This is a genomic window from Roseibium sp. ROS1 (assembly GCF_054658215.1).
In genome coordinates this window covers 722,642-745,415 of the sequence record NZ_BAAGIG010000003.1, presented here as the reverse complement: position 1 = coordinate 745,415, position 22,774 = coordinate 722,642, and the positions used below count along the sequence as shown (strand labels likewise).

The window sequence follows — 22,774 nt, the reverse complement described above, 5'->3', positions numbered from 1 at the left end:
ATTTCCTTCGTCCGTCAGGCGCCGCCCGGCATCATGATGTAGGCGGTTTTCCGCGTTGGCAGGCTGGAACGGCTGACGATCAGGGCCGGCGTTTGCGCCCGCACGATGTCATACCCTGCCTCCTGTGCTCGCCCGACAAAGGCCTGAAGTGCTCCGGAAAAATGGAAGTGCATCGGCACGACCATCGCAGGGCCGATGCTTTCCAGAACGTCCATCAGGCTGTCCAGCCGAAGCGTCGAGGAATTGTCTATGGCCGCAAATACGACGTCGATCTGACCAAGGCGGACGAGATCTTCCTGCGTAAGCCGGTGATGCAGGTGGCCGAGATGCGCAATGCACATGTCGGCGACCTCGAAGATGAAGATCGAATTGCCGAGCCGGCGTTCTTCCCCGTCCCAGCCGCGGATGTTGGTCTGGATATTGCGGATGCGGACATCATCAACAGTGATGTCATGGTCCAGCGGCCCGCCCTTCGGGTTCCAGCCGTACAGAAGATGTTCGATGTTCGGATCCGGGCTGATGGAGTAATGCGTGCTGTGAGCCCCGTTCATCGTGGCTACATCCGGCGGCAGAAGCGGGCGGACACTGTCGTTGTAGTCGGTTGCGATCCGCACGCCCTTGGGCGTTTCAAGTTCAAAGGTGGAATGGCCGATGTAGCGGATCTGGACTTCATTTGCCTGAAGAGACGCCCGCCAGATGCGCATTTCGTCCGGCCCGGGCGCTCGGTAGGGGGTGTCTGCAACCAGTTGACAGACCGCGAATGCGGGTCCTGCAACAACAGCTGTAACCAGAAGGCTGAGCAGCACCGGAACCAGCCGGAACAATCCGCCGGCCTTCTGTCGCCGTCCGTGAATTGGGAAAAAGCACATCGCCATGTCAGTCCATCCCGAAAACCACACCTGAGCAAAATACTAGGGGGCAGACCGCCAACGGCAAGGCATGTGGAGGTGTGCGCTGCCCGTTTGCCTGAAACTTGAGACGTTTTGGAAGGGGATGCCAAAAGAAAAGGCAACCGGCCTGCGCTTGTAGCTGCAAAGGCGGTTGCCTGAGGTGGGGGCGGGTGGGAGGAAGAACCAGCCCCGGAATTGACTTTCAGACCACGTAAAGACTGACCGGCGGTTTCCCGGACTTTGCCGTCCGGTTGGCTGCATCGCCTTCGCTCATGAAACCGGCGCTGCTTGCCTGGCGGTAGATAAGATCGCCCGCGTGCCCGGCCTCCATGACCAGCGCCTGCTGGCTGCAAAGCGAGGCCAGCGACAGGCCCAGACGGCGGAAATGCGCACGGCGATAGCAGTAGACGGCAAGTGCCGCGCGCTGCTGTTCCGGCAACTGGCATCCGACGTCACTAACCGCGTTCAACGTTGCATCCAGCAACCGTTTCAGCAAATCGTCCGATACCGGACAGGCTTCCAAATCTGTTGATCCCGATGGCCGCATTGACCTTCTCCTAATAGATTGAGAAAAGTATTTAGGAGTAAGATTAATGATTTGTTAAACGCAAAGTCGGGTCCAATAAAAAGGAATTATACGGATAAATCTGCTGATGTTGCCATCAAGTAACTTCCATTGTTTCTTTTATCAGTTCCTCCAGTTTTTCCCTGGTAACTGTACGCAAGGACTCCGCCTTATCCAGTATGCTCTCGGCTTTCATGAAGTCCAGAACCCGGATGGAGTCATGGGGTGGGCTGACCAGGATATCCGGTTGATCTGATTTCAGTTTTTGCTTTGTGATGGTCTGCATCAGGATCTGGGAAGAGCCGAACAGGGAATCCAGCATGCTGATGTCATCCTTGTTGTCACGCGGCACCGGCGCGCCAACGACATCAACGGCAATGACGATATCGCAACTCGCCCTGAGCCCGTCGAAAGGCAGTGGATTGACGACGCCGCCGTCAATCAGAAACCGATCGCCATAGCGCACGGGTCTGAAAACCGCGGGAATCGCTATCGAGGCGGCCAGTGCAGGCAGCAAGGGGCCACTTTCAAAATCTACCTCCTCGCAGCGATAGAAGTCCGTCGCCAGCATACGCAGCGGGATGTCCAGCTCCTCGAATGTGTCGGACAGATAGTCCGAGACAAACACTTCCAGCACGCGAAGCGGATCGAACTGCACCGGGCCGCCCCGGAACACATCTGCGAACTTGCGTGGTCTCAACTGCCACAGGCGCGACAACACACTGTTGCGATCAGCAAAAGTCTCCAGCGCAATGTCGCGGATTTCCTGGCCACTGCGACCACTGGCATAGGCCGCCCCCATCAGGGCACCGATGGACGTGCCGTTGATCCGGACAGGTTTTATGCCAAGGTCATCCAGCGCTTCCAGAACGGGGATGTGGGCGAGGCCGCGCGCACCACCGCCGCCAAGGGCAAGACCGATTCTGGGGGAGGAGGTAGAGGGCATGGCGCGGGTCCGGCATTGAAAGCGTTACTCCCTGCACATGGGGGCTGGCGCGCGCCTTGCCAACCTTGCAACTGCCTGCAACGGCAGTTGCGAACAGGAAAACCCTCTCAGTGCCGGAAAAACTCAGATCACGAAGTATAGATCGTCCGCGGCTTCCGACATCCAGTCCGTTGCATGATCAAACGGCATCGGCCGGGCAATCAGGTAACCCTGGATCGAGAAATCGCCCATCATCCGAAGCCGGTCGTATTGCTCTTCGGTTTCAACGCCTTCGCAGACGATGCCGATGTTGAGCGACCGGGCCAGGTGGATGAGCTGGTTGACGATCACTTCCTTTTTCGGGTCCTGAAGCATCTGGCGCGTGAAGGAGCGGTCGATCTTCAGCCCGTTTATCGGCAAGTCCGAGACATGGGAGAGGGACGCATAGCCGGTGCCGAAATCATCCAGCTCGATATGAACGCCGAGTTCGAAGAGTTGCCGTAGCGCAGCCAGGTGACCTGACCGGTTGTCGTTCAGGAACACCGATTCCAGAACTTCGGCGGTGATCCGCTCCGGCCCGACATTGTGCTTTTCCATCGCGGCCTTGAAGTGCTCGAGCAGCAACCCGGACGACAGGTGCGATGGCGAGATGTTCACGGAGATGCGGCCAAAATCGAGGCCCTGGTCGATCCAGTGCCGGGCAGCGGCAAAAGCCTTGTCGATGACAATCTCACCCAGGATCGGCGCCAGACCGGATTTTTCGACGACCGGCAGAAAGTCTCCGGGCGAGACCGTGCCGCGTTCGGGGTGTCGCCAGCGTACCAGCGCTTCGATGCCGGTGACGGCCTGAGTGCGCAGGTTGACCTGCGGCTGGAACACGAGGAAGAACTGGTCGTTCTTGACCGCGTCCTTCAGTTCCAGCTCGATCTGTGCTTCCGTTTCGCTGTCTGTGCGCATATCCGGGCGGAAGAAGGTATACCGGTCCTTGCCGTTTTCCTTGGACTGGTAAAGCGCGAGATCGGCATTGACCAGAAGCGTGTCGAAGTTGTCACTGTCCTCCGGGCACAGTGCCAGTCCCATGCTGACGGTCGGCCAGAACCTGTTGCCGTTGAACTCCATCGGCATCCGCATGATCCGGCGTGCCCGTTCGCACAACTCGTTGGGATCCGACGTTCCGCTTTCCGCCAGAATGACGAACTCATCGCCTCCCCAGCGATAGGCCGTGCCCAGCCCACGGCAGACTTCGCGCAGCCGGCGGCCCGTCTCTTCCAGGCAATGATCGCCGGCAAGATGGCCGAGCGTATCGTTGACCCGCTTGAAACCGTCCATGTCGACGTGAACCAGGAACGCCGGCTTCTCGCTCCGGGCGAAACGCTCCTTGGCATCGCGCTGGCAGCCAGCGCGGTTTGACAGTTTGGTCAGGGGGTCGAAATAGGCCAGGCGCTCTGCCCGGACCTTGGCTTCGCGGGTTTCGTTTTCCCGCTGCACCCGTTCGGAAACGTCATTGGCAATGGCCACGAACAGGTCGCGGTCCTGATCGCGGAGAAGCTGTACCCTGAGATCGACAGGATATTCCGTGCCGTCCTTGCGCCGGTGAACGCTTTCGACCGACAGGTTGTCCCGATGTCCTTTCAGGAGGGGCGCGACGTGGCGCCGGACCGTGTTCGGGTCGTAAACGGGATCGATATCGCCGATTTTCTGGGATTTCAGCTCTTCGATCGTGTAGCCGAGATTGGCCAGGGCACAGCGGTTGGCATATTCGATCTGGAAGGTTTCCGCGTCGAGGATGTAGATCTCGTTGAGCGAGGACTCCAGAATATTGGCCAGCAGATGGTTCCTGCGTTCTGCCAGGCACCGGTCGGTGATGTCGTGAACGGTCCCGATCACCTTGGATGCCTTGCCGTCCCGACCGGCAAGCACATACCCGCGAACGTGCAGGTATTGGATGGTGCCGTCGTCATGCACCAGCGGGTGTTCGGTGTCGAATTCACCGCAGGATTTCACTGCTGCATTGACCGCGTCCAGGGTTTTCTTCCGGTCGTCACCGGGAATACGATCAAAGAGATAGGCCTGGATCTCGTTTGCCGGAAGGTTCGGCGGGATCTTCATGACACGGTAGTATTCTTCCGAGCCCAGGATTTCGTTTGAAGCGATATCGCGTTCCCAGCTGCCCACATGCGCAATCCGCTGGGCTTCGATAAGTTGAAGCGTGCTGCTTTCCAGCTTCAGGGTATTGTCCAGAACTTCTGCCTCGAGGCGCGAACGCGTCAGCTGCACGGAGGACTGAAGGCGGGACAGGAGACGGAAGACCACCGTCCAGGCGAGCAGCGCCAGACCGATGCCTGCCATCAGAGAGAGCAATGTCCCCTTGGCAAAGTCCCAGATGTTGTCCGTGATGTCCTTTACCAGCAGAAGCTTCACGTCGTTGTTCGGGGTTACGACCATAATTGGCAGATCGCGAACCATGAATACCTTGCTGTTCTGAAGGAAGAAGCTGTTGAAGCCGGCGAAGTGGCCGTTGGAGGCGATCTTGCTGAAGTCGAAGCCGGTCGGCGTCAGATTGCCCAGAACCTTGTAGTGAACCGTGCTGGAATCACCTGCTTCGGCGACTTCGCAGGCCTTGACGATCTGGGCATTGACCGCGGAACTGGCCAGCGCGAGCGATTGTTCAATATTGATCGCGAGTTTCAGATACCCGATCCGGGTTCCCTCAACGAGCCAGGGTTTCAGCACGCTGACGATGAACTCGTTGTTGCGGCCGAGTTCGATAGCATCGACTTCGCGAAAACGGTTGGAATTCAGTTCGGTCTCGAAGCTGGCGGAATCCTGTGCCGGGGTGGCATTGCTTTGCGCGCGATAGACGATCTGCTGGTCGGCGGAATAGATGGTCAATTCCGCAATATTGAGATCGGCAGCTTTTCCGGCAAAGACCCTGTCGGCAACGGCCTTGATGTTGGCAGTGTCTTTCTTGCGGATGGCTGTCTGCAGATCGGTGTCGGCGCTGACGACACTGACTGCCTGATCGAGTGTTTGTTCGCCCAACGCCCTTTGATGCATCAAAAGACGTTCAGTCGTCCTGACGATCAGGTCCTGCGGCTCGCTCAGCGTGCGATATTCCGTCACCACGTTCTGGAGCGTCAGAACGGCAACTGTCAGGCAGAGAAATGACAGAAAAACGACGCGAAGGGGTTTTTCGAAACGGGTTTCGTCCTTGCACCACCGCGCCAGGATCTGGTCAAGAATGGCACTCGGACTTCGCGCGCGCGCAACTGTGCGCGATTTCTCGTCGCGCAAGTCCTTGTCTTGCCAAAACTCTTGCTTGCCCACGCGTTGCACCCGTTCCCCCGAGCAGCCGTAGCTCCTCTTTGATCGGCAAGGACAGTCCGCTTTTTGTTATTGTCACCGGGCACGGCGAAGTTATGCAAACCATCACTGCCAATTTTCTCAATAGGCTGTATTGGTTAAATTGTATTGAATGTGTTCCTTAAGGCTTATTAAGAATAGAATTCATCCGAGAGGAAATCTTTCAGTCTCAAGATCAAATGTATTTGCGCTGGGCCTGATGATTGGCGATGCAGTAAAATAGTTTGATCTAAATCAGACGATCACCTTTGAGCGTCACCAGTTGAGGTGATGTCGCCGCCCAAGCGTCTGTGTTCGACCCAGCCGATTGACGCGAGCCAGCCTCAACTTGGCAAGCAAGTCGTATGGCGCGGTACCCTCAACTGCCTGACGCGCTTGCGAAGAACTCGAGGAGGGCAGTGACTGTCTCTTCCGGGGCTTCTTCAGGCAGGAAGTGCCCGCCGGGAAGCGCGGCGCCGACAGCGGTCCTTGACCAGCCCCGCCAGACTTCAAGCGGATCGTCCACGCTGGTGGCGATACCTTTACTTCCCCAAAGTGCAAGAAGGGGAACAAGGATCTTTCTTCCCGCATCCAGATCCGCCCGGTCGTGATCGTAGTCGATCGTTGCACCTGCGCGGTAGTCCTCGCAGGTTGCCGATACCCGGTCTGGTTCGCAAAACCAGTCACGGTTATGCGCCATGGCTTCCTTGGAAAAGCACGACAGGGTCTTGGCCGCAGTCCAGCTGGCCAGCGTGTGATCGAGAAATCGTATCGGTGCGGCAGAAATAGTTTTTTCCGGGAAAGGCGCAGCCTGGGCCAGAAACATCCAGTGATAGATCTTGAGGCCGAACAGTCTGTCCATCCGGTCCCAGTAGTCACATGTCGGAAGGATGTCGAGAACGGCGACCTTCAGAAGGGCTTGCGGGTGATCGAGGGCAAGGCGGTAAGCCACCCGGCCGCCACGGTCATGGCCAGCCAGAAAGAACGTCGAGTGGCCGAGCACCTTCATGAGCTCGACCATGGCCGAGGCCATGCTTCGTTTGGAATAGGCCGCGTGATCGTCTGATAGTGGCGGCACGGACGAACGGCCATACCCCGGCAGGTCGGGCAGGACGAGCGTGAAGTGTTCCGCAAGCTGCGGGGCCACCTTGTGCCAGCAGACATGAGATTGCGGGTAGCCGTGCAGCAAAAGCAACGGTGGGCCGGACCCGCCGGTCCGGCAGAACAGCCGAACATCGTTGGCTTCCACTGTGATGCTGTCAAACCCCGGAAACAGATCCGGCAGGTCGTTTTTCACGTCTGTCTCCCCAGCCCGCACCGGGAAGAAGATTACCTTTGCTTTCAAGCGCCTGCCAAGTCCCGGAAACCGGAAATGCCACGATTGCCGGTTTTTCGCTTGGCTCGGCCTTAGCTTTCCCGGGCGATAGCCCGCCAGCCGATGTCGGTTCGGCAGAAGCCTTCCGGCCAGTCGATGTCGCGGATCCGCTCGTAGGCCCGTTGCTGTGCTTCGCGAACGGTGGTGCCGACCGCCGTCACGTTCAAAACGCGTCCGCCATTTGCCACGATCTGCATGCCATCGCGTTTGGTGCCTGCGTGAAAGACGGCAACGTCATCCGTTGCTGGTGTATCGAGACCACGGATTTCCGTGCCCTTGTCGTAGCTGCCCGGGTAACCCTTGGCGGCCATGACAACCGTCAGTGCGGCTTCGTCGCGCCAGTCCGCCGTTGTCTGGTCCAGCCGGCCCTCGACGCTTGCAAGCAGCAGCTCCAGCAGGTCGCTCTTGAGGCGCATCATCAGGACCTGGCATTCCGGATCACCGAAGCGGGTATTGTATTCGATCAGCTTCGGGCCGTTCTTGCCGATCATCAGACCCGCATAGAGAACACCCTTGAAAGGGGTGCCACGTTTGGCCAGTGTCGCGATGGTCGGCTCGATGATGGTACGCATCACCTCGGCAATCAGTGCATCTGTCAGGACGGGAGCGGGCGAGTAAGCGCCCATGCCGCCGGTATTCGGGCCCTCGTCACCATCATAGGCGCGTTTGTGGTCCTGGGCGGTGGCAAGCGGCAGTGCGTTGGTGCCGTCGGACAACACGAAGAAGCTCGCTTCCTCGCCTTCCAGGAATTCCTCGATGACGACTTCCGCACCTGCAGCCCCGAACGAGCCTTCGAAACAGGCCGTTACCGCCTCTTCGGCGTCTTTCAGGGTCATCGCGACGACGACACCCTTGCCAGCTGCAAGCCCGTCGGCTTTGACGACAATCGGTGCACCTTTTTCCCGGACATAGGCGAGTGCGGCATCTGCCGTATCAAAGCGGCCGTATCCGGCGGTCGGAATATCTGCTTCGTCGCACACGCCCTTGGTGAAGGCCTTGGAGCCCTCCAGTTTTGCCGCTGCCCTGGACGGACCGAAAGCCTTGATCCCGGCCGCTTCCAGATCATCGACAAGGCCCGCCACAAGCGGTGCCTCGGGGCCGACGACCACAAGATCGATGGCATGTTCGCGACAGAAGCCGATGACTGCCTGATGATCCGCGGTGTCCAGATTGCAAAGCTCGGCCACTTCGGCAATCCCGGCATTGCCGGGCGCCGCATAGAGCTTGGTCAGCTTGGGAGATTTTGCCAGCGCCCAGGCGAGCGCGTGTTCGCGGCCGCCGGATCCGATCAGGAGAAGTTTCATAAACGGGCAGTCTCTTCGTGAAGGTTGAAGCAAGAGGGCCGTCCCCTAACACGGAGGGCGGCATACCGCAATTGGCGGCGCATGCAACGGCGCATTTCTGCCGGTCACCGCCCAACTTGTGAGGCGGTGGGAGAGGTGGTTTCCGCGACCAGGAAAAGGCCGGAACGCTTGTCAGCCAGGTGTGGCAAGCGCGAAGAGGAAACCGAGGGCTGACCGGGGCTGGGTCGTCAGACCATGGGACCTTGCCCAACTCTGAGTTTCACGATAGCGCCCCTGTGACCTCTTGCGGGATGAATTTCCTGCTGAAAATCGCTAAAAGAACCTGAGAAGGGCGGAAAGCAGGAGCGTTTCCGCCGGATAATCGAGAAATGGACGGATCGAAAGTGTTTTCCACGAACGACACGGGGCCGGTTGCAGATGCGGTCAAGCAGCACTGGGTGGACACGCGGCTGCCGGCTGGCCTGCGCCCCTATGCCCGCCTTGCCCGCTGGGAACGTCCGATCGGTTGGTGGCTGTTGCTGTGGCCCTGTTTCTGGTCGGCGGCATTGGCGGCGGTCGCCGGTGGCAAGGCCTGGCCGGACCCCTGGCACATGGTTCTGTTTTTCATCGGTGCGGTTGCCATGCGCGGTGCCGGCTGCACCTACAACGACCTTGTCGACGTCGACATCGATTCCAAGGTCGAGCGGACCCGCTCCCGGCCCATCCCGGCGGGGCAGGTGTCCAGACTTCAGGCAAAGGTCTTTCTGGTGGTCCAGGCCCTCATCGGCCTTGCGGTGCTGCTTCAGTTCAACACCTACACGATCTGGCTGGGCATCGCCTCGCTGCTGCCGGTTGCGGTCTACCCGTTCATGAAGCGCATCACCAACTGGCCGCAGCTGTTTCTGGGGTTTGCCTTTTCCTGGGGGGCGCTCATGGGCTGGGCGGCCGCCTTTGGGTCCCTGTCCTGGTCACCGGTGTTTCTCTATATCGGTGGCATCTGCTGGACGATCGGTTACGACACGATCTATGCCCATCAGGACAAGGAGGACGATGCGCTTGTCGGTGTGAAGTCGACGGCCCGCCTCTTCGATGAGCACACCAAGCCGGCTCTCATCCTGCTCTACAGCTGCGCAACCGCGCTGTTCTTTCTGGCTGCGATCTTTGCCGATGCCGGTCCGGCCGCTTTTATCGGTATCCTGGCTGGCGTCATTCACCTGGGGTGGCAGATCGTCGTTCTGGATATCGATGACGGCGATCAGTGCCTGCAACTGTTCCGATCCAACGGGACCTATGGCTGGATCCTGTTCTTCGGTTTCTTCGCCGATGCCCTTATCGGTGCGCTCTAACGAAAAAAGCCCCGTTCAGCGGGGCTTTTTTTTGAAGACCTTCGTGTGCACGCTCAGGTGCGGGCAATAATCTCACGCTCATTGGCGTGGACGGTTGCCGAAGGTTCCTGCCGGCCGGGAAGACGGCGGTTCAGGAAGCGCGGACGGCGGCCGGTCAATAGGCGCAGCTTGCGCCGGGGCGCAGGTTTTGAAGCCGGAACGGCGCTGTAGGCTTCGATCGGCTTTACCTTGCCGCCGAGGTCACACACCAGCATAGGCAGGTTGAACACCTGGGCCCACCGGCTCCACAGGACCGCGAGGTCGTCGGATTTCTCGGTTTCGGCCAGGGTGATCGACAGCGCGCTATCGGGATGTTTCAGGATCAGTGCCGCCACGATTTCGCCCGGCACCGCGCCCGGAACGATCCGGACCATGACACCATCGAAACCTTGAGCGGGCACCACCACCGTCACCGGAACACCGGCAACCCGCCGCTTGATGACCGCCCTGTCACGATCCAGGAAAATTTCGGCTGGCAGGGAAGGGGTACCCGGCCGGTTTTCAAGGCGTTGCTCGAAGTGGGCCGGCAGGCAACCGGGATGCGGCATCGTTTGGGCGCCGACCCCGGTTGCTACCATTTCCTGTATTTCTGTTTGACGTCTCAAATGACTCTCCACCGGACCTTTAGGTCGGACCATTTTTGGTCTCTCGATGCATTCAATCTACTGAAGAAAAGTCGTGAACCACTTAAGATACAGAGTTAAAAAAGTCTGATTTATAAGAGGGTTACTGGAATGTAATCAGACAGGTAACACCTTGTTCAGTCATGTGGCAGATTCGACTTGATACAACCTTTGAATGAATTTTCCGCCCTGTCCCGATCCCGCCTATCTTGCGGTCATCATTACGAAAATCGGATGAGGCGCTGCGGCATTGCAACCTCTTGCCGGAGCCGGCTCAAAATCCCATTTCCCACCTATCAGGGGAAAACCATGGCTCTGGAAGGCGCCCGGCACGACCGGATTGCCCGCAAAAGGCCCCGACAGTTGCAGCGCAGCCGTGCGGGGCGTAAACAACTGCCGAACCAGAAGACGAAAGAGCGGACACGATGTCGGAACTGATTGATCAAAGCGAATTGCAATCTCGGGCAGCCCGTCTGGTGGAAGCAGCCCGCAAGGCCGGAGCTGACGCCTGCGACGCGATTGCGGTTACCGGTGTCTCGCTTTCGGTCGATGTTCGCGAAGGCAAGGTGGAAGAAACCGAGCGCGCCGAAGGCGACGATGTCACCTTGAGGGTGTTTGTCGGCAAGCGTACTGCTGCTGTCTCAGCCAACCGTCTCGATGATCCGGCAAGCCTGGCTGAACGGGCCGTCGCCATGGCCAAGGTCGCGCCGGAAGATCCCTATGCCGGTCTTGCCGATCAGGATCTTCTCGTGAAGGAGTTTCCGGAACTCGAGCTTCTGGACACAAAGGAAATGACTGCCGAGGATCTGACGCAGATTGCGCTGGAAGCGGAAGCTGCCGGTCTGGAAGTCGAAGGCGTCACCAAATCCGGCGGTGCGGGAGCCTCCTGGCGTCTTGCCGGTGTCGTTCTGGCGACCAGCCATGGGTTCCAGGGGTCCTATATGTCGTCCCGCTATGGCATGTCCATGACAGCCGTCGCAGGGGAAGGGACCGGCATGGAGCGGGATTACGATTTCGACAGTCGTACCTATTATGAAGACCTGGAAGCACCGGCGGAGATCGGACGCAGGGCCGGTGAAAGAGCTGTGCGCCGTCTCAACCCGAACAAGCTTTCGACCCGTACCGCGAACGTCATTTATGAATCGCGCGCTGCCCGCAGCATTCTGGGGCACCTTGTCGGGGCGATCAACGGGGCCGCAATTGCGCGCAAGACCAGCTTCCTGAAAGACCGGATGGGCGAGGCCGTGTTCGCACCTGGCATCCAGGTGGTTGACGACCCGTTCAAACGCCGGGGTGCCGCAACACGCCCCTTCGACGGGGAAGGGACCCGGGCGGAACGTCTCGATGTCATTGAAGACGGTGTCCTGCGACACTGGTTTCTGGACGGTGCTTCCGCACGCGAACTGGGCCTGACGCCCAATGGCCGGGCGCACCGCAGTGGCAGCGGCACGTCGCCTGGCGCAACGAACGTCACATTGATGCCTGGCGAAAAATCGCTGGAAGAATTGATGGCGGAAGCCGGGCAGGGCCTGCTGGTGACCGACCTGATCGGTCACGGCGTAAACGGCCTTACCGGTGACTATTCGCGCGGGGCAGCCGGGTTCTGGTTCGAAAACGGCCAGATCGTAGAAGCCGTCAGTGAAATCACCATTGCAGGCAATCTGAAGGACATGTTTGCACGGCTCGTGCCTGGCAGCGACCTCGACAATCGTTATTCGGCAGCCACTCCCTCGGTCATGATTGAAGGAATGGCCCTTGCCGGAAGCTGACAAGGGCCTGAACGACACCGGACGAAGCGAAATCGGGCTGGATGAAGCCGGAAGGGACGCGGACCTGCGCCTGCTCGAGTTGGCTGCGCGCCAGGCGGGCGATATTGCGCTGGGTTTCTTCGGTCAGGATCCGGAGACCTGGTACAAGGGCAAGGCGGGCATGTCGCCGGTTTCCGAGGCAGATCTCGCGGTAGACCGTTTTCTCGCGGACTACCTGCGGTCCGCGCGGCCGGACTACGGCTGGCTTTCGGAGGAAACCGCCGACGACCGCAGCCGTCTCAACCACGAGCGTGTCTTTATTGTCGATCCGATTGACGGCACGCGGGCCTTTCTGGCGGGTGGGGACGAATGGACGGTGGCGATTGCCGTGGTCGAGGCCGGTCGGCCCGTTGCAGCTTCGGTCTTTTGCCCGCGCCGGGACGAGATGTTTCTGGCCCGTACAGGCGGCGGAGCCTGGCTCAATGGAGCACGACTGGCGGTGTCAGATCGCACCGGCCTTTCCGGCGCAACCTTGACCGGGCCTCATTCCATTGTTGCCAATCAGGACGTTGTCGCTGCAGGTTTTGTCGGCACGGAAATCCTGCGCTCCCTGGCTTATCGGCTGGCGATCGTTGCAGCAGGACGGGTCGATGTCGGGGCCGCACGAGGCGGGCCGAGCGATTGGGATCTTGCGGCGGCGGATCTTTTGGTGCAGGAAGCGGGCGGTGTATTGACCGACCTGTCGGGTCGGAACCTGATCTACAACCGCGCCAAGACCGGCCACCCGGCCCTGATCGCAGCTCCTGTTGCGCTGATCGGGCCTGTGCGCGACGCGCTCGACGACCTGATCAGGTAACAGACCGGTTGCAGCGACGAAAGCGAGGATATTGATGAGTAATACCGATACTCCGAAGCAGCTCCTTCATCTTGTGTTCGGCGGCGAGCTGGAATCACCGGAAGGGCTGACGTTCCGCGATCTGGACGAACTGGATATCGTCGGAATCTACCCGAATTATGCCGAAGCCTACAAAGCCTGGAAATCCAAGGCACAGGCGACGGTCGACAACGCTCATATGCGTTACTTCATCGTCCACATGCACCGCTTGCTCGATCCGGAAACGGCTTCTTAAGGCAGCGCAGCTCTCTCAGGCGACAACACCAAATGATAAAACGCCTCGGCCGTCAGCCCTGGGTTCTGGCCAGCATCGGCACTTTGATGGCCGTTTACCTGAAACTGGTCTACCGTACCAACCGGTTCGTGATCGATCCGGAGGGCGTGCACGAACGTTCCGAACAGGATCTCCCGGTTATCGTGGCCATGTGGCACGGCCAGCACTTCATGGTGCCCTTCGCCAAGCCGGCTCACTGGCCCGCCAAGGTGATGATTTCCCGGTCTGCCGATGGCGAGGTCAACGCGATCGCGGCCCGCAAGCTCGGCCTCGGCCTGATCCGTGCCTCCGGCGGCAAGAACGCACGCCAGATAAAAAAGCGCGGCGGCATGCGTGGTTTCATCGAGGCGCTTCGTGCGCTCAAGGAAGGCTATTCCATCGCCATGACGGCGGATGTGCCCAAAGGTCCGGCCCGCAAGTCTGGCGTTGGCATCGTTCAGCTTGCCAAGCATTCGGGCCGTCCCGTCCTGCCTGTGGCGGTGGCAACCAGCCGCAGCATCGAGCTGAACAGTTGGGACAAGGCCAGCGTCAACCTGCCGTTCGGCCGGGGCAGCATCGCGGTGAGTGATCTCATCTGGGTTCCCGCCGATGCGGACGACGACACGCTTGAGGAATACCGCCTCAAGGTGGAAGAGGGGCTCACCGCCGCAACGAAACGTGCTTACGAGCTGGTCGGAAGGGCGGATGGCTGACCGGCGACCCCTTGTCTTCAGTCTCTACAGGGGCCTTGCACGGGCCCTGACGCCTCTGTTCAATCTGCTTTTCTGGCTGCGCAGCCGCTCCGGCAAGGAATTGCCGGCCCGCAAGGGGGAGCGTTTCGGACGGAGTGCGACAAGCCGGCCTGCAGGCAAACTTGTCTGGATCCACGCGGCCAGTGTCGGTGAAACCGTATCCGTGCTGCCGCTGGTTGATGAACTGACGGGGGCCGGCAACAAGGTGCTCCTGACCACAGTCACCGTGACGGCGGCACAGCTGGCACAGGGCCGCTTGCCGGAAGGGGCGATCCACCAGTTCATGCCATTCGATGCACCCGGGCCGATCTGCCGATTTCTCGACCACTGGTCCCCGGACCTGGCGATGGTGGTCGAATCCGAAATCTGGCCGTGCCTTTTCGATGAAATGCGTTCACGGCAAACGCCCTTCGTGCTTCTCAACGGCCGCCTGTCGGACCGATCCTATCGAAGCTGGGCGCGCTTTCCGCGTATTTCCCGATATCTGTTTCGGTGTCTGGATATGGTTCTGGCGCAAAGCGCCGCCGATGGCGAGCGGTTCCGCCTGTTGGGCTGCCGCAATGTTTCAACGCCCGGCAATCTGAAATTCGATGCACCGGACCCGGCCGTGGACGAAGGCCAGGCAACCGCCCTGTTGGCGCAGACAGGAGCGCGTCCTGTCTGGCTGGCCGCCCTGACGCATCCGGGCGAGGACGAGATCGTGCTCGAGGCCTTTGGCCGTCTCACCGAGGAATTTCCCGGTCTCCTGCTGGTCCTGGTGCCGCGACATCCCGTCCGGACAGATGATATTGCGGCCATGATCGATAGCTGTGGCCTGCGTGCGGTGCGTCGAAGTCTGGATCAGGCAATTGAAACGGACACAGATGTCTATCTCGGTGATACACTGGGCGAGATGGGACTTTTTTACAGATTGGCACCGGTGACGTTTTTGGGTGGTTCATTCAACGATGCGGGCGGTCATAACCCGGTGGAAGCTGCATTGTCGGGCTCCGCGCTGGTCACTGGCCCGCGTGTTGCGAACGCCCGCGCCGTCTACAAGGACTTCTGGAGCCGGCGGGCTTCGCTGAAAGCGGAGTTGCCGGAGAACCTGGCAGATTGTGTCGGCAGTCTTTTGCGCGATGCTGACGCTGCCCGGGCGCAGGCGGAAAGAGCAAGAGCCCTGGTCGAAGCCGGGCGCGGTGCCTTGGCTGAAACCCTGAAAGTGTTGCAACCCATGTTGGGAAAAGCAGGGCCGGCGACTGACGATCCGCTGCCGCGGGGCCGCGCATGAAGTCGGCGCCCGACTTCTGGTGGAAGCCGGGACAGACACTGGCAAGTTGGCTGCTGTCGCCGGCAGGCTGGATTTACGGACTGGTCTCTGGCCGCCGCATGTTGAAGAAGCCGAAGGCGAAAAGCCGGTTGCCTGTAATCTGCGTCGGCAATTTCGTCGTCGGCGGAACCGGAAAGACACCCTTTGCCATCGAACTGTCCTACAGATTGCAGGAAGAAGGCTTGCGGCCCGGTTTCCTGCTGCGCGGTTACGGCGGCAAGGCCAAAGGGCCGCTCCTCGTCGATGCCAGCATGCACGACGCCGATGTTGTCGGTGACGAGGCATTGTTGCTGGCCCGGTACGGTCCAACCGTGATTGCGGCCGACAGGCCGTCGGGGGCACGGCTTGCCGAACAGCAACCCATTGATGTCCTTTTGATGGATGACGGGTTTCAGAACCCGGCGCTGGCCAAGGATCTCAGCCTGGTGCTGGTTGATTGCAGCGTGGGGTTCGGTAATGGCAAGTGTCTGCCTGCCGGCCCCTTGCGGGCACCTGCGGCCAAGCAGATCGTGAAGGCCGATTGCCTGGTCCTGGTAGGGGAGGGGGATGCGGCAGAGGAAGCTGTGCATCTGGCTGGACGCAAGGGGCTGCCGATCCTTCACGCGCATGTGCGGCCACAGCCGAACGATGAACTGGCGGGAAGCAGGCTCTTTGCATTTGCGGGCATCGGCAGACCGCAGAAATTCTTCGATACGCTGAAATCGCTTGGCTACGACGTGAAGAAAACGCGGGAATTCCCCGATCACCATCAATACACGCAAACCGACGTGCGTACGCTGCTGACCGAAGCCGAGGAAGCCGGGTTCAAGCTGGTGACGACGTCCAAGGACATGGCCAGGCTGGAAACGTCGACGGGAGAACTGTTCCACTGGATCGCATCCAGTGCGGCCGTCCTGGAAGTGCGAATGGAGATCGACGACGAAGACAGGCTGGCGTCACTCATCAAGGAGCGGCTGCGTCGGCGTCAGTTCGGAAAATGAGGCTGCTTGAGTTCGCCTGATGCGGCTCAGCGCGTTTCCAGATACCGCTTCATGGACGCATTGGCATCGACATAGGCTTCCTGCCGTTCGACAGACCAGTATTTCAGCTCGTCCAGCGGGATCGCCGTGCCGGTGACCGCACAGCGCACGAATGTCCCCGGCGTTTCCACCTGATAGTCGCCGTCCAGGTAGCGAACGCGGGCTTCATTGGGGATGCGCGGATTTTCGTAGCGGTTCATGATCTGCAGTTTAGCTGTCGGTCTATCGGGAAGTCTTGATAGCATTTATGGCAGACTGGCAGGAGAGGGCAAGTCAAAGCTTTGCCAGCGGGCCTTTTCCCCGTTGCGGGACAATCGGCTTCAAAACCGCGCAGGGTAACCCGGCCCCGACTGCATTCCGGCGCGCGGTACCGCATGACTGGCAAGTGAAATTCTCCGCTTATGGGATGATTTGCGCGCCAAAACGCCTATGTTGAGAGAAACAACCAAATTGCCCGGTCTGGCAATGCAACCTGCATCGGCAGACACTCCGGGCGAAATCAGGACAGACAGATGACCCTTTCCACCACCGATCTTATCGAATCTTCAGGCCTGGGCCTCGAAACGGCAAGGCGGATCACTCAGGACGCACTTGATGGAGCGGATGATGGCGAGCTTTTTGTCGAATACCGACAAAGCGAGGGCCTTGTCTTCGACAATGGGCGCCTGAAAGGGGCCAACTATGACACCGCACAAGGTTTCGGCCTGAGAGCCGTTGCCGGTGAAGCTGCCGGTTACGCCCATGCCGGAGATATCTCCGAAGGTGCATTGAAACGGGCGGCCGATGCGGTCAGCGCCGTCAAGAAGGGGTATTCGGGTAGCTACGCGGCAGCACTTGCGCGCACCAACCAGACGCTTTATACCGATGCAAACCCGCTTGGCGGGCCGAGCTTCGAGGACAAGGTCAAGCTGCTGCAGGAAATCGATGCCTACGCGCGGGCAAAGGATCCACGCGTGCGGCAGGTGTCCGCGTCTCTGGCGGGGTCCTGGCAGGTGGTCGAGATCCTGCGTGCGGACGGTCATCTGGTGCGCGATGTGCGTCCGATGGTGCGGCTCAGCATTTCCGTCGTCGCCGGCAATGACGAACGCCAGGAAAGCGGCTCTTTCGGTTGCGGTGGCCGGGAAGGCTTCGAGCGATTCATCACCACGGAAAACTGGCAGGGTGGTGTCGACGAGGCGCTGCGTCAGGCTCTGGTCAATCTGGAAGCGGTTCCGGCACCGGCTGGCACCTTCGATGTCGTGCTGGGGCCGGGCTGGCCGGGCATTCTTCTGCATGAAGCCGTCGGCCACGGACTGGAAGGCGACTTCAACCGCAAGAAAACGTCCGCGTTCGCCGGTCTCATGGGCCAGCGCGTCGCTTCGCCTGGCGTGACCATCGTTGACGACGGAACGATTGCCGATCGTCGGGGCTCGCTGACTGTGGACGACGAAGGCACGCCTTCCAGCCGAACGGTACTGATTGAGGACGGTATCCTGAAGGGCTACATGCAGGACCGCCAGAACGCACGCCTGATGGGCATGGAGCCGACAGGTAATGGCCGCCGGCAGTCCTACGCCCACATCCCGATGCCGCGCATGACCAACACGGTAATGATGGCCGGTGACAAGGACCCGGACGAGATCCTGGCATCGGTCAAGGACGGCATTTACGCCGTGTCTTTCGGTGGTGGCCAGGTCGACATCACCTCCGGCAAATTCGTGTTCTCCTGCACCGAAGCCTACCGCGTGGAGAACGGCAAGGTTGGCGCGCCGCTGAAAGGGGCAATGCTGATCGGTAACGGACCGGACGCGTTGACCCGCGTTTCCATGATCGGGAACGACATGAAGCTCGATCCCGGCATGGGGACCTGCGGCAAGCAGGGGCAGGGCGTGCCTGTTGGTGTCGGCCAACCGTCCATGCGCATCAATGCCATGACCATAGGCGGGACGGCGGTCTGACAAAGCCGCCTGGAAGGACCTATGCCGGACATAAAATTCGTCATCTTCGATATGGATCTGGTGCTCTACGACTATGACCACCAGATCCGCTTGAAGCTGCTTGAAGAGCTGACAGGAAGGCCTGCGGCCGATATTGATCGCTCGGTCTGGGGCGGTCCTCACGAGAATGCAGCCGAGGCGGGAGATCCTGCAACGGCGGATGCCTATCTGGAGCAATTTGCAAGGCTGCTCGAGTTTCCGATCGATTTCGAAACCTGGGCGGATGTGCGCCGGCAGATGATGCGCCCGCGCCGGAATGTCTTGTCGCTTGTCCGCCGCCTGAAGACGACCGCAGACATTGCGCTGCTGACCAACAACGGCATGCTCTTGAAGGATGCCTTGCCCGTCTGCGCGCCGGAAACGGTCGAAATTTTCGGTGAGAAAGCCCATGTCTCGGCTGAGTTTGGAGCCCGCAAGCCTGATCCGCTGGTCTTTGAGCGCATCTGCGGCCGCTACGGCTACGGTCCCGAGGAAAGTGCGTTTGTCGATGATCGCGCGGAAAACATAGAAGGGGCACAGAGCGTCGGGCTTAAGGGCCATCACTACGTGACTGTGGATGGCCTGGAAACGTTCCTGAGGGCTTGTCGGCTGATCTGATCCGGAACGCAGGTTTGCGCGATCAGGGTGTTTCAGTCAGGGCTTTGGGTGAAAGTGCCTTTGAGGCAGCAGGTCTTCCGAACTGAAACTCCCGTTTCCGGCTATCACCATGCCGCGTGCCACGCTCAGGTTCCTGGCAACGCCGCTTCCTTTCAGCAGACCGCCTCTCATGTCCGGATCATCTTCCTGAAAGGAGCCTCCGTCCGACAGTATGCAGCTGTCGACCGTGATATTGCCGAGGATCTGACTGCCGTCTCCCAGCATGCATTTGCCGAACAGGGCCGGGTTGTTGAGGAACCGGCCATGGCTTCCTATCCGGATTTCCGCGCCGGGCCTGTTGGCCTTGGCGGTAAATCCGCCTTCGCCGAACTGGTTCTTGCTACCAATCAGAATATTGCCGTTCGACGCTTCGAAATGGCTGCCGGAGTGCACAATGTTGTCGTCGCCCAGCCGGATCTTTGCTCCGGATGAGGCCTTCAGCGTGACGCCCGGATAAAAGATGTTGTTCCTGCCCGCCGATACGCCTTCGGAAACCAGCGTGGAAAAGGGATCCAGAACATGATTTCCGTCCAGGATTTCCATCATCTGAGACAGCGGCAGAAACCCGCAGGCAAGGCGTGCGGCATCGATTGAGGCAAACAGATCGGACATGCGGTGCAAGAGCTCCGTCTTGGAGTACAGGGATAGATAGCCAGCCTTTGGACTGGACGTTGCCTGCCAGACTTTTTCACCGGACATCTGCAACGCTACGCAGCAAATATCCAACGTGCAATCAGCATGTGCGGTTCTCGGCGCGTGGGCTGTCCTTTGATTGAAAATAAAGCACTTTTTTGCTGCAGTCGCTGGATTTGATTAAAGGATAGGGCGTATTCTCTGATATCGTTGAAGTGAGCCGAAGTCGCCTGAAACAAGAAGGCGACGTGTCGGGACCATGCGGTTAAGGAGAAGGAATGGCAGCAGAAGGAGCCCCTCCGTTTTTTGCCGAATCGATCGTGTTTCTGGCCGCGACGGTCGTCGCCGTACCGATCGCCAAAAGGCTGGGGCTTGGATCGGTGGTCGGATATCTCGCTGCCGGAGCCGTTATAGGCCCGCACGGCCTAAAGCTTCTCGGCTCGGGCGAGGACGTGCTTCATGTCGCCGAACTTGGCGTCGTCCTGCTGCTGTTTGTCATCGGTCTGGAGCTGGACCCGCGAAAACTCTGGCGGATGAAGCGTGACATCTTCGGCCTTGGAACGGCCCAGGTGCTGCTGACCGGTGTGACCTTCTACGCCATAGGGCGGCTGTTCGGTTATTCCTTCACCACCTCTCTGGTTGCTGGCTTCGGCCTGGCGCTTTCTTCCACCGCGTTCGCGCTGCAGATCCTGCAGGAACGCGGACAACTTTCCTCAGCCTACGGCCAGCGCGCGTTCGGCATCCTGTTGCTTCAGGATATCGCCATCGTGCCACTGCTTGCGATGGTCGCCATTCTGGCGCCGGGGGAAGGGCCGTCCACCTATACCCAGATCGCGAGCGAGATCCTGATCGTTCTGGCGGCGGTGGCTGCCGTTATCCTGACTGGCCGATATCTGGTGTCGCCGATTTTCCTGTTGCTGGCGGCAAGCCGCGCGCGCGAGGTCATGCTGACAGCTGCTCTCCTCGTCGCTCTTGGCAGTGCCGGCATCATGCATGCGGTCGGCCTGTCGATGGCGCTCGGGGCGTTCCTGGCAGGTGTTCTGCTGGCCGAATCGAGTTTCCGCCATACGCTTGAAGCCGACATCGAGCCCTTCCGGTCTTTGCTCATGGGCCTGTTCTTTGTCGCCGTCGGCATGTCGCTGGATGTCTACCTGGTGATGACCCACTGGGAAATCCTCGCAATCGGCGTCATCTGTGTGATGGGCGTGAAGGGCATATTCCTTTGGGCTCTGTCACGGGGCACCGGCTCGCCGAATTCCGATGCATTGCGCATTGCCGTCACGCTGCCTCAAGGTGGTGAATTCGCCTTTGTCCTGTTCACCGCCGCTGTCGGCGAACGCCTGTTGAGCTATCAGGCCGTCAACCAGCTGAACGCGATTGTGGTCTTGACCATGTTGCTGACGCCGGTTGCCTGCCTCGGGCTGGACCGGCTGGCGGCCAGGGTCAAGGCACGGGGTGTTGAAAACCCGTCGATCGAAACATTCGAGGAGGCAACTCCGACCGTGCTGGTGATCGGCTTCGGCCGCTTCGGCATGGTGGTGGCCCAGTTCCTGACATCCGAAGGTCTTGAGATCACCGCCATCGACAACCGGCCGGACCGTATCGCCTACGCCCGCAAGCAGGGCTACAAGGTCTATTACGGCGATGCGACGCGGGCAGACGTTTTGGCGGCGGCTGGGGCAGGCAAGGCAACATTGGTTGCCATGTGTATCGAGAACGACAAGGTGATGGGTAAGGCCATCGACCTCGTTCGAGAAGGCTTCCCCGAGGCGCTGATCTTCTGCCGGGCGACGGACCGCGCGCATATGCTGGATCTCACCAAACGGGGCGTCGATTTCCAGATTCGTGAAACCTTCGAATCAAGCGTCGTCTTCGGCCGAGCGGCACTCGAGGCACTGGGAACTCCCCTCGACCGGATCGACCAGATCGAGGAAGACGTCCGCGACCGGGACGAGGAGCGGCTTGCCCAGCAACTGCGTGAGGGCATGTTTGCCGGCGCCGACAAGCTGCACAAGGTAACGCCGCGCCGGTCGATGGAGGTGAACGCTCCTGACGCACCAGCCGCGGAATAGACGGCAAGGCTCATCACCAGGATTTCGGAAACAAAAAAGGCGCCTATTGGGCGCCTTTCGTTTGGTTGCTTTCGTTTCCGTGTCAGGGCAGGGCGTCGAAGCCTGCGGAGAACCCGTTCAGCGAAATCGGGATGCCGATCCCTTCTTCCGGGGTCTGGAAGATGATGAAGGTCGCCTGAGAGCCGGCCTGCAATTTGCTCAGCAGATCTTCTTCGAGAATGACCTCGGCAATGCAGCCGTTCGGAAGGCAGCGGACAAAACCGGCCCGGCCGATATCGGCGTTGTCGACCCTGAGGCCAAGACCAGACGGCAGCAACACGCCGAGCGGTGCGAGAACCCTGAGAATGCGGGCCTGCTTGTCGGCGGTTTTCAGAATGATCACGGAAAGCCCGACGTTTTCCCGGTCGGCCGCAGTGACGTTCTGGATCAGAGCGCACTGGTCACCGGTGGAACCGGGAGGCGTGTCGCAGCGCATTTGCCAGTCGCCGTGAGTCGAGCGGACCTCGCCTTGTGCCGCGGCGGGCAGATTTCCGTAAGTCAACGAACTGAAGACGATCCCGGCAACGGCCGCGAGTTTGGAAAAAGACAGTCTGGAACGTCCGTTAGGGCGGGCAGCCAGTGACTGCGGCAATTGGGTTGACAAGAAATCCTCCAGTCAATCGTTGTCCGGTTCGCTTTTGGTCGGCCCGGCATAAAAAGATGCGGCCTGCTTGGCGAATCAAGGTGTAATTCTAGGCCAGACATTGCCGCATGACGGCGCACGTTTCCAGTCCGGCGGTTCAGGAACCGAAGGATTAGCCGCAATTCTTGTCGAAAATTCGCATGTCCTTGACCCGTGTCAAATGGCAGAGAGCTTCAGGTGGCTGTGAAAAGTTGGAAATTCCGTTGCAGCCCGGCGTTTCTTGTGGTTTTTGTGCGGCTCAAAGGTGTCGGTGGAATGATGCGGCACATCGCCGCTATGCCCGATGGTAGCCATCGCCCTTTATATGAGTTTGTGGTTATAGTCCGGTCAAACTCATGACCTTGTCCAACTCCAGGACGCAGCAGATTTGGCTTGCGCAGCGCCGCCAAGCCCGCTACTGCCGCACCGGAT

General features: G+C 59.8%; 20 protein-coding genes. 10 read left to right on the top strand and 10 right to left on the bottom strand.

All coding sequences use genetic code 11. The features are described 5' to 3' along the window. Positions 1 to 14 precede the first annotated feature (14 nt). The 6 genes from ACYQ6M_RS19565 to purD form a co-directional block, all read right to left on the bottom strand. Positions 15 to 824, bottom strand: a complete 810-nt coding sequence (locus tag ACYQ6M_RS19565) for an MBL fold metallo-hydrolase (RefSeq protein WP_460075101.1) — start codon at positions 822 to 824, stop codon at positions 15 to 17. 268 nt (positions 825 to 1,092) lie between these two features. Next, the gene (locus tag ACYQ6M_RS19560) at positions 1,093 to 1,437 is read right to left on the bottom strand and encodes a hypothetical protein (protein ID WP_297840401.1); all 345 of its coding nucleotides are present in this window, start codon (positions 1,435 to 1,437) and stop codon (positions 1,093 to 1,095) included. A 115-nt stretch (positions 1,438 to 1,552) separates the two neighbouring features. Next, a complete protein-coding gene (locus tag ACYQ6M_RS19555; RefSeq protein ID WP_460075099.1) occupies positions 1,553 to 2,401 on the bottom strand; it encodes a patatin-like phospholipase family protein in 849 nt (282 codons plus the stop codon). A 123-nt stretch (positions 2,402 to 2,524) separates the two neighbouring features. Next, positions 2,525 to 5,674: a bifunctional diguanylate cyclase/phosphodiesterase gene (locus tag ACYQ6M_RS19550; RefSeq protein WP_460075098.1), complete on the bottom strand. Its 3,150-nt coding sequence runs from the start codon at positions 5,672 to 5,674 to the stop codon at positions 2,525 to 2,527. A gap of 427 nt (positions 5,675 to 6,101) precedes the next feature. Then, positions 6,102 to 7,019, bottom strand: a complete 918-nt coding sequence (locus ACYQ6M_RS19545) for an alpha/beta fold hydrolase (RefSeq protein WP_460075096.1) — start codon at positions 7,017 to 7,019, stop codon at positions 6,102 to 6,104. A 110-nt stretch (positions 7,020 to 7,129) separates the two neighbouring features. Further along, positions 7,130 to 8,401: a phosphoribosylamine--glycine ligase gene (gene purD, locus ACYQ6M_RS19540; RefSeq protein ID WP_460075094.1), complete on the bottom strand. Its 1,272-nt coding sequence runs from the start codon at positions 8,399 to 8,401 to the stop codon at positions 7,130 to 7,132. 368 nt (positions 8,402 to 8,769) lie between these two features. Between purD and ubiA the strand changes: the two genes are divergently transcribed. After that, the gene (gene ubiA, locus ACYQ6M_RS19535) at positions 8,770 to 9,726 is read left to right on the top strand and encodes a 4-hydroxybenzoate octaprenyltransferase (RefSeq protein ID WP_460075092.1); all 957 of its coding nucleotides are present in this window, start codon (positions 8,770 to 8,772) and stop codon (positions 9,724 to 9,726) included. A 53-nt stretch (positions 9,727 to 9,779) separates the two neighbouring features. Here ubiA and ACYQ6M_RS19530 read toward each other — a convergent pair whose 3' ends face one another. Beyond that, positions 9,780 to 10,370, bottom strand: a complete 591-nt coding sequence (locus ACYQ6M_RS19530) for a DUF6101 family protein (protein ID WP_208984425.1) — start codon at positions 10,368 to 10,370, stop codon at positions 9,780 to 9,782. A gap of 443 nt (positions 10,371 to 10,813) precedes the next feature. Here ACYQ6M_RS19530 and ACYQ6M_RS19525 point away from each other — a divergent pair, with 443 nt between their 5' ends. Genes ACYQ6M_RS19525 through lpxK form a run of 6 tightly spaced genes read left to right on the top strand, consistent with a single transcriptional unit; the run spans position 10,814 to position 16,325 of the window. Then, positions 10,814 to 12,157 (top strand): TldD/PmbA family protein, encoded by a 1,344-nt coding sequence (locus tag ACYQ6M_RS19525; protein WP_023002037.1) that lies wholly within the window; start codon positions 10,814 to 10,816, stop codon positions 12,155 to 12,157. Further along, positions 12,144 to 12,992, top strand: coding sequence for a 3'(2'),5'-bisphosphate nucleotidase CysQ (locus tag ACYQ6M_RS19520; RefSeq protein ID WP_197923128.1), 849 nt, complete (start codon positions 12,144 to 12,146; stop codon positions 12,990 to 12,992). Before ACYQ6M_RS19525 ends, ACYQ6M_RS19520 begins: the two co-directional genes overlap by 14 nt. A 34-nt stretch (positions 12,993 to 13,026) precedes the next feature. Beyond that, the gene (locus ACYQ6M_RS19515; RefSeq protein WP_023002035.1) at positions 13,027 to 13,266 is read left to right on the top strand and encodes a DUF4170 domain-containing protein; all 240 of its coding nucleotides are present in this window, start codon (positions 13,027 to 13,029) and stop codon (positions 13,264 to 13,266) included. A 32-nt stretch (positions 13,267 to 13,298) separates the two neighbouring features. Beyond that, entirely contained in the window at positions 13,299 to 13,997 is a 699-nt protein-coding gene (locus tag ACYQ6M_RS19510) for a lysophospholipid acyltransferase family protein (protein ID WP_460075090.1), read from the top strand. Further along, positions 13,990 to 15,306, top strand: a complete 1,317-nt coding sequence (locus ACYQ6M_RS19505; protein WP_460075089.1) for a 3-deoxy-D-manno-octulosonic acid transferase — start codon at positions 13,990 to 13,992, stop codon at positions 15,304 to 15,306. The genes ACYQ6M_RS19510 and ACYQ6M_RS19505 overlap by 8 nt, the downstream gene beginning before the upstream one ends. Then, complete coding sequence (lpxK, locus tag ACYQ6M_RS19500; protein ID WP_460075087.1) at positions 15,303 to 16,325, top strand: tetraacyldisaccharide 4'-kinase; 1,023 nt, start codon at positions 15,303 to 15,305, stop codon at positions 16,323 to 16,325. Before ACYQ6M_RS19505 ends, lpxK begins: the two co-directional genes overlap by 4 nt. A gap of 26 nt (positions 16,326 to 16,351) precedes the next feature. Here lpxK and ACYQ6M_RS19495 read toward each other — a convergent pair whose 3' ends face one another. Beyond that, positions 16,352 to 16,564 carry a DUF2093 domain-containing protein gene (locus ACYQ6M_RS19495; protein ID WP_023002031.1) on the bottom strand — a complete coding sequence of 71 codons (213 nt, stop codon included), beginning with the start codon at positions 16,562 to 16,564 and terminating at the stop codon, positions 16,352 to 16,354. 312 nt (positions 16,565 to 16,876) lie between these two features. Here ACYQ6M_RS19495 and tldD point away from each other — a divergent pair, with 312 nt between their 5' ends. Both tldD and ACYQ6M_RS19485 read left to right on the top strand, forming a co-directional pair. Beyond that, a complete protein-coding gene (gene tldD / locus ACYQ6M_RS19490) occupies positions 16,877 to 18,301 on the top strand; it encodes a metalloprotease TldD (RefSeq protein WP_460075085.1) in 1,425 nt (474 codons plus the stop codon). 21 nt (positions 18,302 to 18,322) lie between these two features. Continuing rightward, positions 18,323 to 18,937: an HAD-IA family hydrolase gene (locus ACYQ6M_RS19485; protein ID WP_023002029.1), complete on the top strand. Its 615-nt coding sequence runs from the start codon at positions 18,323 to 18,325 to the stop codon at positions 18,935 to 18,937. 36 nt (positions 18,938 to 18,973) lie between these two features. On the opposite strand, the gene ACYQ6M_RS19480 is transcribed toward ACYQ6M_RS19485, so the two are convergent. After that, positions 18,974 to 19,588, bottom strand: a complete 615-nt coding sequence (locus tag ACYQ6M_RS19480) for an AraC family transcriptional regulator (RefSeq protein ID WP_460075083.1) — start codon at positions 19,586 to 19,588, stop codon at positions 18,974 to 18,976. Between the two features lie 299 nt (positions 19,589 to 19,887). Here ACYQ6M_RS19480 and ACYQ6M_RS19475 point away from each other — a divergent pair, with 299 nt between their 5' ends. Continuing rightward, positions 19,888 to 21,681: a monovalent cation:proton antiporter-2 (CPA2) family protein gene (locus ACYQ6M_RS19475; RefSeq protein ID WP_460075081.1), complete on the top strand. Its 1,794-nt coding sequence runs from the start codon at positions 19,888 to 19,890 to the stop codon at positions 21,679 to 21,681. Positions 21,682 to 21,763: 82 nt separating this feature from the next. Here the strand turns inward: ACYQ6M_RS19475 and ACYQ6M_RS19470 are convergent, their stop codons facing one another. Further along, positions 21,764 to 22,237, bottom strand: a complete 474-nt coding sequence (locus tag ACYQ6M_RS19470; RefSeq protein ID WP_051990219.1) for an invasion associated locus B family protein — start codon at positions 22,235 to 22,237, stop codon at positions 21,764 to 21,766. Positions 22,238 to 22,774: the final 537 nt, after the last annotated feature.

Excerpts from the sequence above, each read along its gene's own strand:
- ACYQ6M_RS19560 (WP_297840401.1), bottom strand. The coding sequence starts at position 1,437 with ATGCGGCCATCGGGATCAACAGATTTGGAAGCCTGTCCGGTATCGGAC.
- ACYQ6M_RS19555 (WP_460075099.1), bottom strand. The coding sequence starts at position 2,401 with ATGCCCTCTACCTCCTCCCCCAGAATCGGTCTTGCCCTTGGCGGCGGT.
- purD (WP_460075094.1), bottom strand. The coding sequence starts at position 8,401 with ATGAAACTTCTCCTGATCGGATCCGGCGGCCGCGAACACGCGCTCGCC.
- ubiA (WP_460075092.1), top strand. The coding sequence starts at position 8,770 with ATGGACGGATCGAAAGTGTTTTCCACGAACGACACGGGGCCGGTTGCA.
- ACYQ6M_RS19525 (WP_023002037.1), top strand. The coding sequence starts at position 10,814 with ATGTCGGAACTGATTGATCAAAGCGAATTGCAATCTCGGGCAGCCCGT.
- ACYQ6M_RS19515 (WP_023002035.1), top strand. The coding sequence starts at position 13,027 with ATGAGTAATACCGATACTCCGAAGCAGCTCCTTCATCTTGTGTTCGGC.
- ACYQ6M_RS19510 (WP_460075090.1), top strand. The coding sequence starts at position 13,299 with ATGATAAAACGCCTCGGCCGTCAGCCCTGGGTTCTGGCCAGCATCGGC.
- ACYQ6M_RS19505 (WP_460075089.1), top strand. The coding sequence starts at position 13,990 with ATGGCTGACCGGCGACCCCTTGTCTTCAGTCTCTACAGGGGCCTTGCA.
- lpxK (WP_460075087.1), top strand. The coding sequence starts at position 15,303 with ATGAAGTCGGCGCCCGACTTCTGGTGGAAGCCGGGACAGACACTGGCA.
- ACYQ6M_RS19495 (WP_023002031.1), bottom strand. The coding sequence starts at position 16,564 with ATGAACCGCTACGAAAATCCGCGCATCCCCAATGAAGCCCGCGTTCGC.
- tldD (WP_460075085.1), top strand. The coding sequence starts at position 16,877 with ATGACCCTTTCCACCACCGATCTTATCGAATCTTCAGGCCTGGGCCTC.
- ACYQ6M_RS19485 (WP_023002029.1), top strand. The coding sequence starts at position 18,323 with ATGCCGGACATAAAATTCGTCATCTTCGATATGGATCTGGTGCTCTAC.
- ACYQ6M_RS19480 (WP_460075083.1), bottom strand. The coding sequence starts at position 19,588 with ATGTCCGATCTGTTTGCCTCAATCGATGCCGCACGCCTTGCCTGCGGG.
- ACYQ6M_RS19475 (WP_460075081.1), top strand. The coding sequence starts at position 19,888 with ATGGCAGCAGAAGGAGCCCCTCCGTTTTTTGCCGAATCGATCGTGTTT.